At 64.0% G+C, this 14,698-nt stretch carries 12 protein-coding genes; 4 read left to right on the top strand and 8 right to left on the bottom strand.

Annotation, left to right across the window (positions count from 1 at the left end; genetic code table 11):
• Positions 1-13: 13 nt before the first annotated feature.
• Positions 14-2,596, bottom strand: a complete 2,583-nt coding sequence (locus tag ACLBKT_RS03035; RefSeq protein ID WP_410181501.1) for a TonB-dependent receptor — start codon at positions 2,594-2,596, stop codon at positions 14-16.
• Positions 2,597-3,013: 417 nt separating this feature from the next.
• Between ACLBKT_RS03035 and typA the strand changes: the two genes are divergently transcribed.
• Complete coding sequence (typA, locus tag ACLBKT_RS03030) at positions 3,014-4,846, top strand: translational GTPase TypA (RefSeq protein WP_410181500.1); 1,833 nt, start codon at positions 3,014-3,016, stop codon at positions 4,844-4,846.
• Positions 4,847-4,943: 97 nt separating this feature from the next.
• On the opposite strand, the gene ACLBKT_RS03025 is transcribed toward typA, so the two are convergent.
• Positions 4,944-5,807 (bottom strand): outer membrane protein, encoded by an 864-nt coding sequence (locus ACLBKT_RS03025; protein ID WP_410181499.1) that lies wholly within the window; start codon positions 5,805-5,807, stop codon positions 4,944-4,946.
• 245 nt (positions 5,808-6,052) lie between these two features.
• Here ACLBKT_RS03025 and putP point away from each other — a divergent pair, with 245 nt between their 5' ends.
• The 3 genes from putP to ACLBKT_RS03010 all read left to right on the top strand — a co-directional run bounded on the left by putP (position 6,053) and on the right by ACLBKT_RS03010 (position 8,743).
• Positions 6,053-7,528, top strand: coding sequence for a sodium/proline symporter PutP (putP, locus tag ACLBKT_RS03020; protein WP_410181498.1), 1,476 nt, complete (start codon positions 6,053-6,055; stop codon positions 7,526-7,528).
• Positions 7,525-7,911, top strand: coding sequence for a VOC family protein (locus ACLBKT_RS03015; RefSeq protein WP_410181497.1), 387 nt, complete (start codon positions 7,525-7,527; stop codon positions 7,909-7,911). Before putP ends, ACLBKT_RS03015 begins: the two co-directional genes overlap by 4 nt.
• Positions 7,912-8,014: 103 nt before the next feature.
• Complete coding sequence (locus tag ACLBKT_RS03010) at positions 8,015-8,743, top strand: extensin family protein (RefSeq protein WP_410181496.1); 729 nt, start codon at positions 8,015-8,017, stop codon at positions 8,741-8,743.
• 88 nt (positions 8,744-8,831) lie between these two features.
• Here the strand turns inward: ACLBKT_RS03010 and ACLBKT_RS03005 are convergent, their stop codons facing one another.
• From ACLBKT_RS03005 to ACLBKT_RS02980, 6 genes are all read right to left on the bottom strand, one after another.
• Positions 8,832-9,452, bottom strand: coding sequence for a response regulator transcription factor (locus ACLBKT_RS03005; RefSeq protein WP_410181495.1), 621 nt, complete (start codon positions 9,450-9,452; stop codon positions 8,832-8,834).
• A 143-nt stretch (positions 9,453-9,595) separates the two neighbouring features.
• The gene (locus tag ACLBKT_RS03000; protein WP_410181494.1) at positions 9,596-10,342 is read right to left on the bottom strand and encodes a peptidase; all 747 of its coding nucleotides are present in this window, start codon (positions 10,340-10,342) and stop codon (positions 9,596-9,598) included.
• 102 nt (positions 10,343-10,444) lie between these two features.
• A complete protein-coding gene (locus tag ACLBKT_RS02995) occupies positions 10,445-11,311 on the bottom strand; it encodes a transglutaminase domain-containing protein (RefSeq protein ID WP_410181493.1) in 867 nt (288 codons plus the stop codon).
• Positions 11,308-12,252 (bottom strand): alpha-E domain-containing protein, encoded by a 945-nt coding sequence (locus tag ACLBKT_RS02990; RefSeq protein WP_410181492.1) that lies wholly within the window; start codon positions 12,250-12,252, stop codon positions 11,308-11,310. Before ACLBKT_RS02990 ends, ACLBKT_RS02995 begins: the two co-directional genes overlap by 4 nt.
• 16 nt (positions 12,253-12,268) lie before the next feature.
• A complete protein-coding gene (locus ACLBKT_RS02985; protein ID WP_410181491.1) occupies positions 12,269-13,699 on the bottom strand; it encodes a circularly permuted type 2 ATP-grasp protein in 1,431 nt (476 codons plus the stop codon).
• A 115-nt stretch (positions 13,700-13,814) separates the two neighbouring features.
• A complete protein-coding gene (locus tag ACLBKT_RS02980) occupies positions 13,815-14,651 on the bottom strand; it encodes an esterase/lipase family protein (RefSeq protein ID WP_410181490.1) in 837 nt (278 codons plus the stop codon).
• Positions 14,652-14,698: the final 47 nt, after the last annotated feature.

The following is a 14,698-nucleotide window of genomic DNA, read 5'->3' as shown; positions in this document are numbered from 1 at the left end:
GATGGCGCTACGCTTAGAAGCGGAAGCGCACGAGGCCGCCGTAGGTGCGCGGCTGGCTCGGGTAGCCCGAGACCGTACCCGCCTGAGCGACGCCGTCGAACACCGTGATGATGTACTGATCGTCGAGCAGGTTGCGCGCCCATGCGCCGATTTCCAGCCCGTTTTCGAGCTTGAAGGTCATCGAGGCGTTCACGAGGTTGGTTTCACGCTGGAAGATCCGGGTGTTGCCCAGACCAGCGTTGAAGGTCGGCAGGCCGTTGTTGATCGCGACATTGCTTTCGTGGGCGTAGTCGAGACGGGTGACGAGCGTATTGCCGCTGTCGCCGAACTCGAGCGTGTAGGTCGCCGAGGTGGCGAGGCTCCACGCCGGGATACCGCCCGGACGCGCGCCCGTCAGATCGCCGACCGGGCTTTCTTCGAAGCTGTTGAACTTCGGATCCAGGTGGGTCGCCGCGAAGGTGAACACCAGACCGTCGGTCGGGTTGATCGTGGCATCGAGTTCAAAGCCGCGAACCGATTGCTCACCCGCATTGTTCAGCTGGAAGCCGGTGCCGGTGAACAGGAAGCTCTGGAAGCCCTTGATGGTCTGGTCGAACAGCGCGAGGTTGAAGCCGAAGCCGTCCCACTGCGCCTTCATGCCGAGTTCGTAGACTTCCGCCTTTTCCGGCCCGGCAAAGCGCGAACCCGTGGCGAGGTTGGCCACGCCCAGCCCGCCAGTGGTGATCGGCGAAGCCGGAGCGGCAAAGCTCGAGCGGCCCGGACCGGGGATGTAGTCCCCAAACGCCGGACGGCTGTCACGCGACAGGTTGACCGAGCTCGCCTTGAAGCCGGTGGCATAGCTGGCGTAGATGTTGACCTCGTTCGAGACCTGATAGGCGGCGCGCAGCAGGTAGGTGAACTGATCGTCCTGCGTACGGCCGGGTTCGACCGCGTTGGGCAGGTTGAGGAACGGCGGCTGGAACTGGAACGGCGTCAGGCCGAGCAGCGGGTTGGTCGCCGGGTTCGTGGCCGCGGCGAGGAGCTGCTGCTGGACCGCGCCGGGCAGAGCCTGGAACTGCGCGCGCGTGAAGACGTCGGGCAGGTTCGGGTTCTGCAGGGTCGCACCCGTGATGAACGCATCGACAAGGTTGATGTTGGCCAGCTCATCGAACGATTGCTGCGCGAGCGCGAAGTCCTTCTTGTCGTCGGTGTAGTTGAAGCCGGCGGTGAAGACGAGGCCGTCAGCCGGTTCGAAATCGACCGTGCCGAACACCGACCAAGACTTGTTGTCCATCGAAAACTGCTCGGCGGTCAGCGGACCGGGCGAGAAGATCGAGTTCTGCGGGAGACCAAGAGCCGCTTCGACACCGTTGAAGACCAGCGGGTTGCCAGCCAGCAGGCTGAAGAACGCGCGGGTGTCGGCACCCGTGGTCAGGCGGCTGTCCTGCGAAATCGACTCGTCGAAGTAGAACCCGCCGAGCAGGAAGTTGAGCGGGCCATCGAAGTCCGATGTGATCCGCAGTTCCTGCGTGAAGGTGTCAACCTCCTGATCGCGCACTTCGCTGACCACGTCGGCGCTGGTGAAGTCGACGTCCTGATCGAGGAAGTTCTTCAGCTCGCGATAGGCGGTGATCGAGGTGACGGTGAGGTTGCCGACGTTCCAGTCCGCCTGGATCGAGCCGCCGTAGTTGTCGACGGTGTTGCGCGGAACCTGGCTGAGGAAGGTGTTGTAGCTGAAGAAGTTGGTATCGAGCGCGCCGCCCACGGCAACCACGGCGGGCGCGCTGGGGCCGGCGACGAGGGTCGAGACCTGGCAGCACACTTCGTCGATCCGGCCGTAGTCACCGATGATGCGGATCTTGAAATCGGTGCTCGGCTCGATCAGCAGCTGGCCGCGGGCCGACCAGCGGTTGCGGTCGGACAGGTCTTCGTCGAGGTTCACGATCCGGGCATAGCCGTCACGCTTGTTGTAGCTCCCGTCGAGCGAGAAGGCGATATTGTCGGTGATCGGGCCGGTCACTTCGCCGCGCACCACGATCGCGTTGTAGTTGCCATAGCTGGCTTCCACGACACCGCCGAATTCGTACTCGGGCTCCTTGGTGACGACCGAGATCACACCGGCCGAGGCGTTCTTGCCGAACAGCGTCGATTGCGGGCCGTTCAGAACTTCGATGCGACTGACCATGTTGAGGTCGGACAACGCGGCGGCCGAACGCGAACGGAACACGCCGTCGATGAAGACGCCGACCGAAGGCTCGATCCCGAAGTTGTTATCGCCATTGCCGAAGCCGCGGATGATGAAGGTGGTGGCCGAAGCGCTCTGCAACTGGCTGACGCGCAGCGACGGCGTGACGGTTTGCAGGTCGAGCACGTCGCGGATCTGCGCGTTTTCGAGCGTCTCGCCGCTGGTCACCGACACCGAGATCGGGGTTTCCTGCAAGGATTGCTCGCGCTTGGACGCGGTAACGATGATGACGTTGCTGCTCTCAGGCGCTTCGACTTCAGGTTCCTGCTCCTGAGCGAATGCCGTGCCCGGCATGGCCAGGGCAAAGGTGGCAGCGCCTGCAAGCAGGGTGAATCGATATGCGCCGGCAATGCCGGTGATGGTCGAACGCATGGAAGCTCCTCTCCAAAAAATCCCGCGACCCCGGCGCCCGTTGGGCACGCACGTTGTTCGTGCGCTCTCTCCCGTGATCGTGTCGCGCCGGTGATAAGCCAGTGTTGCGTCAGCGACAAGCGGCCCACCCGCGCTTTCCTCTGCCAATCCGGGTTATTGTTGCGCCAGAGTCACACTGGAATTGGGTGCAAAGCCACCCCAAATGCGCCCCGCGCTTGCCCCGAACGCATCCTTGCGCTACGCGCCGCGGCGATGTTGCAACGCAGCACATGGATGCATCGGCCACGCTTGCCGTAGCGTCCGGCGCTGTCGCTAACCCGCCATAAACACTGCCTAACGCAGCGCCCCCGATCCGCGTTGCCCGTTTACCCTGCCCCGGATGCCTCGCATCCGGCTTTCACCGGAAGTTTTTTGCGCATGTCGTCCGCCCTCAGAAATATCGCGATTATCGCTCACGTCGACCACGGCAAGACCACTCTGGTTGACCAGTTGTTCCGTCAGTCGGGCACCTTCCGCGAGAACCAGCGCGTGGAAGAACGCGCCATGGATTCGGGCGATCTCGAAAAGGAGCGCGGGATCACCATTCTCGCCAAGTGCACGAGCGTCGAGTGGGAGCAGGACGGCGAGACCACCCGCATCAACATCGTCGACACCCCCGGCCACGCCGACTTCGGCGCGGAAGTGGAGCGCATCCTCAGCATGGTCGATGGCGTCATCCTGCTGGTCGACAGCGCGGAAGGCGCGATGCCGCAGACCAAGTTCGTGACCGGCAAGGCGCTCGCCCTCGGCCTCAAGCCCATCGTCGTGGTCAACAAGATCGACCGTCCCGATGGCCGCCCGCAGGAAGTGCTCGACGAGGTGTTCGACCTCTTCGTCAGCCTCGATGCCAATGACGAGCAGCTCGAATTCCCGGTGCTCTATGCTTCGGGCCGCGATGGCTATGCCAGCGAGGACGAGAGCCGCCGCGAAGGCACGCTTGCCCCGCTGTTCGCCAAGATCATCGAGCACGTGCCCGCGCCGGGCCTCGACCCCGACGCGAAGTTCGCCTTCCTCGCCACCCTGCTCGACCGCGACAACTTCATGGGCCGAGTGCTCACCGGCCGCGTCCAGTCGGGCACGATCCGCGTCAACGACCCGATCCACGCCATCGATGCCGACGGCAAGGTGATCGAAACCGGCCGCGCGACCAAGCTGATGAGCTTCGACGGTCTGGAGCGCGTTCCCGTGGAGGTCGCGCGCGCAGGTGATATCATCGCGCTCGCCGGTCTGGAGAAGGCGACCGTTGCCAACACCATCTGTGATCCTTCGGTGTCCGAACCGATCGCCGCCCAGCCGATCGATCCGCCGACGCTGGCGATGCGCTTCTCGGTCAATGACTCACCCCTCGCCGGGCGGGAAGGCAGCAAGGTCACCACCCGCATCATCCGCGACCGCCTGCTGCGCGAGGCCGAAACCAACGTCGCGATCCGCGTCACCGAGAGCGAGGACAAGGACAGCTACGAAGTCGCCGGGCGTGGCGAATTGCAGCTCGGTGTCCTCATCGAAACGATGCGCCGCGAAGGCTTCGAACTCGGCATCAGCCGCCCGCGCGTGCTGTTCCGCGAGGAAGACGGCAAGCGGATGGAGCCTTACGAAACCGTCGTGATCGACGTGGATGACGAACACTCGGGCACGGTTGTCGAGAAGATGCAGCGCCGCAAGGCGGACCTGACCGAAATGCGTCCCTCGGGCCTCGGCAAGACCCGCATCACCTTCTCCGCCCCCTCACGCGGCCTGATCGGTTACCACGGTGAATTCCTGTCCGACACGCGCGGCACCGGCATCATGAACCGGTTGTTCGAGAAGTACGATGTCTACAAGGGTCCGATCGAAGGCCGCATCAACGGCGTGCTGATCTCCAACGGCGATGGCGAGGCGAATGCCTATGCGCTCAACATGCTGGAAGAGCGCGGCGAACTGTTCGTGGCCCCCCAGATGAAGGTCTATCAGGGCATGATCATCGGCGAGAATGCCAAGCCGGAGGATCTCGAAGTCAATCCGATGAAGGCCAAGCAGCTCTCGAACGTCCGTTCGAGCGGCAAGGATGATGCGATCCGCCTCACCCCGCCGCGCCGCATGACGCTGGAACAGTCGATTGCATACATCGACGATGATGAGATGGTCGAAGTGACGCCGCAGTCGATCCGCCTGCGCAAGGCCGAGCTTGACCCGAACGAGCGCAAGAAGATGCGCCGCAAGAAGGAAAGCTGAGGCTCGCTCCCCCGAGCGACCGACCCTAAAGCAAATGACCCCGCGCGAGGATGGCCTCGCGCGGGGTCATTTTTTCAGCCGCAGCCGAAGCGACGGATCAGAACCGCAGGTTCACCGATGCGCGCAGCGCGTGGTAATCGAACTTGTCGTTCGACAGACGCATGTCCGTGCCGCCCGATTCCAGCAAGAACGGGTTGGTTGCGGGCGCGGTGCCCGGGCCGACGGCGACGACATAATCATCATCGTTGAAGCGCGAGTAGAGATACTCGATCCCCAGACCAAGGTTGCGCGTCAGCATCACTTCCGCGCCGCCACCGGCTTGCCAGCCGAACTGCCAGTCACGCTCGTTCGACGGCGTGAACGAATTGGCACCGTTGCTGGTGCTGAACGAATGGTCGATGCGAGCATAACCCGCGCCGCCAGTGGCGTAGAACAGGCCGCGCCCTTCGCCCGGCGCAATGCCAAGACGAGCGCGCGCCGTCACGGCCCAATCCATCTCGCGTCCGAAGGTATAGGAAGCCGGCGTGGTGCTGAAGCCGGTGGTAAATTCCTCCACGCCCGGGCGCGCACCTTCAACCAGAACCCCTGCGACAAACGGGCCGTCACCGAGGTGACGGTCATAGCCGATGCGGAGAGCATAGCCTTCGTTCTGGCGATTGCCGCGGCAACCCGCAGCCGCCGCGCTCACCGGCGTGCCGGCGCAGAAGCCCGGCGAGAAGGCATTGGCGCCCGCAGCCGTATTGACGTTGTCGTTGAAGGCACCGTCCTGATCGGTATCGAATACGATGGTATCGCCGCGACCATCTTCTACAGATTCAAGACCAATCGATCCGGAAATATAGGGGCCATTAAAGTAACGTTCATCTTCCTGCGCAAAGGCGGTGGAAGAAAGCATCAGTGCAGTTAGACCAACTGCCGGGGTAATGTAACGTAACGACATTATTGAAAACTCCGGATCCAAAGATGAGCTTTTTGCAATATCTTTTGATTGCCGGAGTTAACTGTCGCAGGTGCGATAATGTTTCTAACTCATGAGTTAGCATTCGCGCGATCCAACTTTCTGCTGCCTCGTCTCGGCTGAGAGGTGTGTATGAATTGCGATGAATGACCCCACCGGCTCTCGCAGCGGCGCATAAGCTCACTCCAACGGGGAAACTTGGCGCGATGGGTGGCCATCGGCGGCGGCGCTTGTTAGGCCTGCGCCCCATGAACGCCTTCACACTCGGCTCGCTCGCTGTTTATTTCGTCCTGATGCTGGGCATCGGGGTCTATGCCTGGCGCAAGACCGCCAAGGACAGCTCGGGCTATCTGCTCGCCGGACGCAGCCTTACGCCCTCGGTGGCTGCCTTGAGCGCAGGGGCGTCGGACATGTCGGGCTGGCTGCTGCTCGGCCTGCCGGGCGCGCTGTTTGCCAGCGGGTTGGTGGAGGCGTGGATCGCCATCGGTCTGACCGTCGGCGCGGCGCTCAACTGGATCATCGTCGCCCCCCGCCTGCGCGAACAGACTGAGCGGCTGGGTGACGCGCTCACCATCCCGCAATACCTTGCCAATCGCTTCCCCGAAAGCGGAACGCTGCTGCGGGTCATATCGGCGGTGATCATCGTCGGCTTTTTCACGGTTTACACGGCCAGCGGGATGGTCGGTGGAGGCAAGCTGTTCGCGACGGCCTTTGCCGGGGTGCTGCCGGACACGGGGCTCAGCGACTACATGCTCGGCATCATCATCACCGCCGGGATCGTGCTGATCTACACCATGATCGGCGGGTTCCTCGCCGTCAGCCTGACCGACTTCGTGCAAGGCATGATCATGATGGTGGCGCTGGTGGTGATGCCATTGGTGGTCATGTTCGGCCCCGGCGGCAGCGCGGGCGGGAGCATCCTCGCTGTGCCGCAAGAAGGGTTCCTGAGCCTTACCCAAGGCGCGACCGCCCTCGGCATCATCAGCGCGGTGACGTGGGGCCTCGGCTATTTCGGCCAACCGCATATCATTGTGCGCTTCATGGCGATCGACCGGGTGGAGAGCGTCGGCCGCGCCGGGGTGATTGGGATGAGTTGGATGATCATCTCGCTGGTCGGCGCGGTGGCCGTGGGCCTCGCAGGCCGCGCCTATGCCGAGCGCAACGGGGTGGTGGTCGAGGATCCCGAGACGATCTTCATCATCCTTGCCAATCTGCTGTTCCACCCCGCGGTGACCGGCTTCCTCTATGCCGCACTGCTGGCCGCGATCATGAGCACGATTTCCTCGCAGCTGCTGGTGTCGTCCTCCTCGCTAACCGAAGATTTCTACCGCCTGTTCCTGCGTCGCAATGCCTCCGAGGCGGAGGCGGTGAATATCGGGCGGCTGAGCGTGGCACTGGTGGCAGCGGCGGGCATGGTGATTGCCGCCGATCCCGAAAGCGAGGTGCTCGGCCTCGTTTCCAACGCATGGGCGGGCTTTGGAGCGGCGTTCGGCCCGTTGATCCTGCTGGCGCTGACATGGAACCGCATGACCGGCGCGGGCGCGGTCGCCGGATTGGTGACGGGCGCAGGCGTGGTCGCGGCGTGGATCGCGCTGGGCTGGAACAAGGCCTTCCTCGGCGGCCCCGGCCTCTACGAGATTGTCCCGGGCTTTGCCGCGTCGCTGCTGGCGATCGTGCTGGTGAGCGGGATGACGGGCAACGGGCGCGAAGGCGCGAAGGCATGAGCGCAGCGCCTCCCCGTGTCACCGGTCTTGGCGGGGTGTTCTATGTGGTGCGCGACCCTGAAGCCTCGCGCACATGGTATCGCGAGATGCTGGGGATTGACGGGCCCTATGGTCCGCAACTCGCCTGGGCGGACGAGCCGCGCGCGAACGCCTATTCGCTGATCAGCCACTTCACCGACGACGCCTATATCCAGCCCGGCACCGGCGGTTTCATGATCAACCTGCGGGTCGATGATCTGGACGGCTTTGTCGCCATGCTGCGCGCCAAGGGGGCCGATATCCTCGGCGAAGCGGACGAGGGCTATGGCAAGTTTGCCTGGCTGCTCGATCCCGATGGAGTGAAGATCGAATTGTGGGAACAGGTCGCGGACGAATTGCCCTGACGCGGACGGCGGCCTGCGCCCACGTCCATAGCGCGCTGCCAATCATCGGTTTTTCGGGCGCGTTTCCGGCCTGTTAACCATTTCTGCCAGATAATCTTTAGCCATGAAGGCCAAGGGCACGATTCGCGGATGGACGCTGGCGGTTGCCGCACTCGCACTGGCGGGGTGCGGCTCGCTGATCCCCGGCGGTGGCGGCGGTGCTGCACCGGGCAACGCCAGCCAAACCGCGCGCGCACCGGCCCGTCCCGCAGCGCCGGTGGCCTCGGCCCCGCAAAGCTATGCCCCGCGCGCTGAAGATGCGAGCTGCCTCGCCGATCTCGGTGCGAGCGGAGCCCGGTTCGATCCCCTGCCCGATACCTATGCCGCGCCCGGTTGCAACAAGCTGGGCACGGTGCAGCTCTTGGCACTGGCGGGAGACCGCGCGCCGCTCACCCTCAGCAACATGGGGCCGGTGCGATGCAGCGTCGCCAAGGCGTTTGGCGATTGGGCCCGCTTCGGGGTGGACCGCGCCGCGCGCCAGCTGCTCGGCAGCACGGTGGCGAAAATCGAGACGATGGGCAGCTACGCCTGCCGCAATGTTGCGGGGAGCGAACGCCGCTCGGCCCATGCGCGCGCCGAGGCGATCGACGTCTCGGCCTTCGTCCTGGCCGACGGGCGACGGATCGTGCTGAAGCGCGACTGGGACGGCGGCGATGCGGCCACCCGCGAATTCCTGCGGATCGTGCACAAGAGCGCGTGCAAGCGCTTTGGCACAGTGCTCGGCCCCGAATACAACGCCGCGCACGAAGATCACTTCCACCTTGAGGGCACTGGCGCGAAATTCTGCCGGTGATGGACAACGGTCTCGCGGCACCAGCCTGCTGAAGGATCAGCGCCAAGGCCACCTGGGCGAGGCGGAGCGATAGCCATCTGCCCTGACGCTAGGCCCGCCGCCTCGGCTCCAGCCTCGCCTCCAGTTTCAACCGAACCGCTTCCGCCGCATGACGCGCGCCGAGTTTGGTCATCATATTCGCCCGGTGGATTTCGACTGTGCGCGGGCTGATGTCGAGCTCGCGCGCGATCACCTTGTTGCTGCTGCCCTCGGCCAGCCAATCGAGAACCTCGCGTTCCCGTGCCGACAGGGTGGAGATCCGGTCGCGCGCTTCGATCATCCGGCGGCGGGCCTCGGCGAACTGTTCGGCTTCCTTCTCGATCCGCATCAGGCAGCGGTGGAAGCGTTCGGGATCGAGCGGCAGGGAAAGGTAATCCAGCGCGCCGGCCTTGATCGCCTCGACAATCCGGCCGGGCCGCGGCTGCGCATCGACGGCGATCATCGGTAACCAGATGCCCAGCCGACCCAGCCGGTCGAGGATGGTGCTTACCCCGCCTTCCTCAACCGTGTCGCGGGCGATGATGATCCCGAGGCGCGGCGGGTGCACGGCGAGTTCGGAAAGATCCCCGTACACCTCGCAATGGTGTCCGAGCGCAAAGCCCACCCGGGCCAGCTCTGCGCGTTGGCGGCTACAGGAATCGACGATGTGGAGCGATACTTTCTCTGTCATGCCCGGGAGTCTGCGTCATCCCCTTACGGGATTCACGCAAAAGCACCGCCAATCCGGAGAATATCCAATCCCCCCAATCACCGATATTTTTGATTTACTTGACTTATTTACCTCCACATCGGAGTTATATCGGACGGAAAAGCCTAGGCATCATCGCTGAAGCGATAGGATGGAAGCGAGTGGAAGGCCGATCGCAGTGCATTTCCCCACCCGGATGAAATCGTGTCGAAATAGGCATCCTCGGCAGTCACACGGTGTTCGTGGCTGGCGACAAATCCGTCCTTTGCGATCACCAGCAGGTCCAGCGGGAGGCCGACCGACAGGTTCGCCTTGAGCGTTGAATCAAAGCTCACCATCAGCAGCTTGACCGCGTCTTCAAAGCTCATGTCCCGGTCATAGCCACGGATCAGGATCGGGCGGCCATATTTGGTCTCGCCAATCTGGAAGAACGGCGTGTCCCAGCTGGCTTCGATGAAATTGCCTTCGGGATAGATCATGAACAGGCGCGGTTGCATCCCCTTGATCTGCCCGGCGACAATCATGGTCGCGGTAAAGCGCCCCTTGCCGGCCTCACCGTTGACAGCCTGCGCGCTTTCGATGGTGGAGCGCAGCAACCGTCCGATCTCGGTCGCGACCTGAAACATGGTCGGCCCTTTGAGCAGAGCGTTGTCGCGCTCGGAGGGAGCCTTGGTGCGTTCCTCAAGCTGGCTGATCACCGCCTGCGTGGTGGCAAGATTGCCCGCCGTCATCACCGCGATCATGCGTTCGCCCGGTACGCTCCAGTGGAACAGCTTGCGGAAGGTCGAGATGTTGTCGACGCCCGAATTGGTGCGGGTGTCGCTCATCAGCACGAGGCCTTTCTCAAGCACCATGCCAACGCAATAGGTCATGCTGTCATCCTCCCCTGCCCCAACCCCTTGGCCGGAGCCTTCGTGCTCCGCGCCCTAGCGCGTGGCACGCATCTGCGCAAAGCCTGCGCCTCGGCTTTTCGGTTATTGCGTCGACTGGCTCTGGCTTTGGCTCTGCGATTGCCCGGCCGAAGGTTTCGCCTCAACCGCGACGCCCACGGTCAGGACCTCGTCGGTCGCTCCGCCAAAGCTGATGCCGGTCACTGGCGCGGCATCGCGGTAGTCGCTGCCCGTCGCCACTCTGACATAGCGCGGATCGGGGCTGATCCCGTTCGACACATCAAAGCCGACCCAGCCCAGCCCTTCGACATGGGCTTCGGCCCAGGCATGCGTGGCCTCCTGCTCAATCCGGTCGTCCATCATCAGGTAGCCGCTGACATAGCGCGCCGGAATGCCGTTCGCCCGAGCGGCACCGATGAAGATATGCGCGTGGTCCTGACAGACGCCATAGCCGTGGATCACCGCCTCTTCCGCGGTGGTGCCGGGATGGGTGCGGCCGGTTTCGTAGGTGATCCGACCCCGGATGAGATCGGACAGGGAATGGAGAAATTCGAGCGGCGCCCTGTCCGCTGCCCCCTGCACCTCGCGCAGCAAGCCGCGCAGCTTGGCGCCGGGACGGGTCAGCGGGGTCTGGCGCAGAAAGCTCCACAAAGGCAGGTGGCCCGAATGGCGGCCGATCACACCGGCATTGTCCTCGGTCTCGACCACGCCTTCGCAGGTCACCGTCACCTCACGCGCGCCCGGCTCCAACCCGATCAGCGTGACGTGGTTGAAATGCTGATCGTCATATTGCAGCTCGGCATGGGCGTTGTCGAAGGTCATGCGCCAGTCGACGATGCGCTGGCCCTGCGTTTCCTTGGGCGTCAGCCGCAGCCGCTGGAGCGCGTGAACCACCGGCTGCGTGAAGGCATAGTGGGTGGTGTGCCGGATCGAGAGAGTGAGCTTGCTCATGCGTGGAACCGGTAATCCTCAGCGATGGCCTGGCTGATGCTGGCGTTGCGGGACAGGAAATCGACAAGGAATTCGTGCAGCCCCTGCTCGAAGATCTGGTCGACGCACAGGTGGCTGATGCGGGTGTCCGAATCCCGCATCAGGGCAACGGCGCGCCCCTCGACCCCGTGCATCCGCGCCAGCGCGCCGAGACAATCGCGCAAGGCGTTGCGGCAGAAGGCGAGGCTGCGCGGGAAGCGATCATCCAGCACCACGAATTCGACGATCCCGCGCGCTTCGATCTGCCCGGCGTTGAGCCAGCTATAGACCCGCGCCCCCGCGACCGAGCGCAGCACCTGTTCCCACTGCCCGGTATCGAGGCTTGACCCGACATAGGACAGCGAGGGCAGCAGCAGGAAATACTTCATGTCGAGAATGCGCGCGGTCGAATCCGCGCGTTCGATGAAGGTGCCCGCGCGGCTGAAGTGGTAGCCTTCGTCGCGCAGCATCGAGCCGTCGAAAGCCCCGTGAACCTGCGTGCCGGCGCGGCGAATCGCGGCCAGCACCTCACCCACGCCTGCCTGCCCCACCGGGCGCGCGAGCAGCGCGTCGAGCTTCATCCAGTTCTCGTTGACCGCTTCCCAGACATCCGAGGAGATATTGGTGCGCGCTGTCCGGGCGTTCGAGCGGACTGCGCCGAACATCAGTCGGACATTGCCGGGGTTGGACGGCCCGCGCAGGACGAAGTTCCACACCTGCATCCCGTCATAACTGTCATGCAGCGCCTCATAGGCCTTGCTCAGCCCCAGCGTCGCGATCACCGATCGCCATTCCGCTTCGGCCGTGGCGAGATCGCGGGTCAGCGCCATGCGCAGCGCGGCTTCGAGCAGGCGAGCGGTGTTCTCGGCCCGCTCAAGATAGCGGAACATCCAGAACAGTCCGTTGGCGGTGCGGCCTAGCATGATGCGTCCCCCACCATCAGTCCTTCAGCACCCAGGTGTCCTTGGTGCCCCCGCCTTGCGAGGAATTCACCACGAGCGATCCCTTCTTCAGCGCCACCCGCGTCAGCCCGCCGGGGGTGATGTCGATCCCATCGGGCGAAACCAGCACGAAGGGCCTCAGATCAAGATGCCGGGGAGCAAGGCCCTTGGCGGTGTAGATCGGGCAGGTCGATAGCGCGAGCGTGGGCTGGGCGATGTAATTCTCCGGCCGGGCCACCAGCTTGGCGCGGAAAGCCTCGATCTCGCGCTTGGACGAGGTTGGTCCGATCAGCATTCCGTAGCCGCCCGATCCGTGCACTTCCTTGACCACCAGTTCGGCGAGGTGGTCGAGCACGTAGGCCAACGCGTCCTTGTCGGCGCAGCGCCAGGTCTGGACATTGGGCAGCAGGGGCTTTTCGCCGGTGTAGAACTCGACGATCTCGGGCATGAAGCTGTAGATCGCCTTGTCATCCGCCACCCCAGTGCCGGGCGCATTGGCGATGGTGATTCCGCCCGCGCGATACACATCCATGATCCCCGGCACGCCAAGCGCAGAATCGGGATTGAACGTGAGCGGATCGAGATATTCGTCGTCGACCCGGCGATAGAGCACGTCGATCGGTTTGTAGCCCCGCGTGGTGCGCATTTGCACCCGCCCCTCGACGACACGCAGATCGCTGCCCTCGACCAGTTCCGCGCCCATCTGGTCGGCAAGGAAGGCGTGTTCGAAATAGGCCGAATTGTAGATGCCCGGTGTCAGCACCGCGACGGTCGGCTTGCCACCCGTGAAGGCGGGCGGGACGCAGGCGGCGAGACTGCGGGCGAGGCGGCGCGGATAGTTCGAGACGCTCTCCACCGCCACCCGGCTGAACAGATCGGGGAACATCCCCATCATCGTCTCGCGGTTTTCAAGCATATAGGAGACGCCCGATGGCGTGCGCGCATTGTCTTCCAGCACGAAGAACTCGTCCGGCCCGGTGCGCACCAGATCGATCCCGACGATGTGGGTGTAGATGCCGCCCGGCGGCGTGAAGCCGACCATGTTGGCGAGCCAGGCGTCGTTGGTCCGCAGCAAACGCTCGGGCAGACGACCGGCGCGGACGATCTCCTGCCGGTGATAGAGATCATAGAGGAAGGAATTGAGCGCCCGCACCCGCTGTTCGATCCCGCGCGAGAGCTTGCGCCACTCGCTCGCCGTGATGATCCGCGGCACCATGTCGAACGGGATCAAACGCTCTTCCGCCGCATCCTCGCCATAGACGTTGAAGGTGATGCCAGTTCGGCGGAAGCTGTCATCCGCCTCGCGGTTCTTGCGGCGCAGGAATTCGGGCGGCTGTTCGTTATACCAGCGACAATATTCGGCATAGGCGGGCCGGGTCCGGCCATCGCTATCGAACATCTCGTCGAAATTGCTGCTACCCGCGTTCATTGGCCCCCGCACGCCCTGTCAGAGCTTTATGCCCTTAGGTGCAGCGCACAATCTAACCGGCGTTTCGCAAAAGGAAAGCCGCCATGTCAGTTTGTGCAGGATCGACGAAAAAGCGTCAGATGCGGGTGGTTTCAAGTTCGTCGAGCAAAGTCGCGATCACCTGCGCATCATAGGTGAAACCCATATGCGTGCAGCGCAGCGGGATCGCGCGGTCACGTTCGCCCGGGCGGCCAGCCGCGCAGCGCGGGGCGATCACGCCGTCATTGGCGCTCCACAAGGCCACGGTTTCGACCGGCGGCTTGACCGCCAGCATGGCCTCGACCGGCGGAGCATCGACCGAATGGCCGGTGATGAACTGATAGGCGCGCCACACATTGTTGGCGCGCGGGCTCCCCGAAAAGGGTGAACCCATGGTGACGACCTTGGCGACCGCCTGCGGCTGACGCTTGGCCATCTCCCGCGCATACAGCCCGCCAAGGCTCCATCCGATCAAGAAGACCGGCCGCCCATGGCGTTGATGCAGTTCAAGCAAGCGCGCCTCGATCTGGTCGAAGCGTTCGGGATCGGGGCCCCAGTTGCGCCCCTGCCCCCAGCGCTTGACCACATGGCCAGCGCTTTCAAGCTGCCGCGCCAGATAGCGCATCCGCAGCGGGCTGGCGCCAAAGCCGGGGATGATCATCGCCACCTGCGGATTGGCCGTGGCCCTAGCGGCGGGCTTGCGCTTGGCGCGCCGCAGCGGTTCGAGCAGCACGTCAGCCTCACCCAGCAAGCGGATGAGGCGCGGCTTGCCCGCTTCAAATTCCTCGGGACAGGCTTCCCGCGCGAGCGCAACCCGCCGGGCCATCGCCGTCGCGGCATAGGCCTGCCTCGCCTGCGCGCCCGCCGCCGTCGCCGCTGCAACCAGCGGGGATGGCAGGCGGGGAAGCTCAGGGACGAAGCGCTGCAGTATCATGTGACAATTTAAAGAGCGAAATCGATTAATGTTCCCTGAAGTGTCAC

This window comes from Erythrobacter sp. W302b (genome assembly GCF_046452395.1).
Lineage (GTDB): Bacteria > Pseudomonadota > Alphaproteobacteria > Sphingomonadales > Sphingomonadaceae > Erythrobacter.
This window is presented reverse-complemented; position numbering and strand designations above follow the sequence as displayed.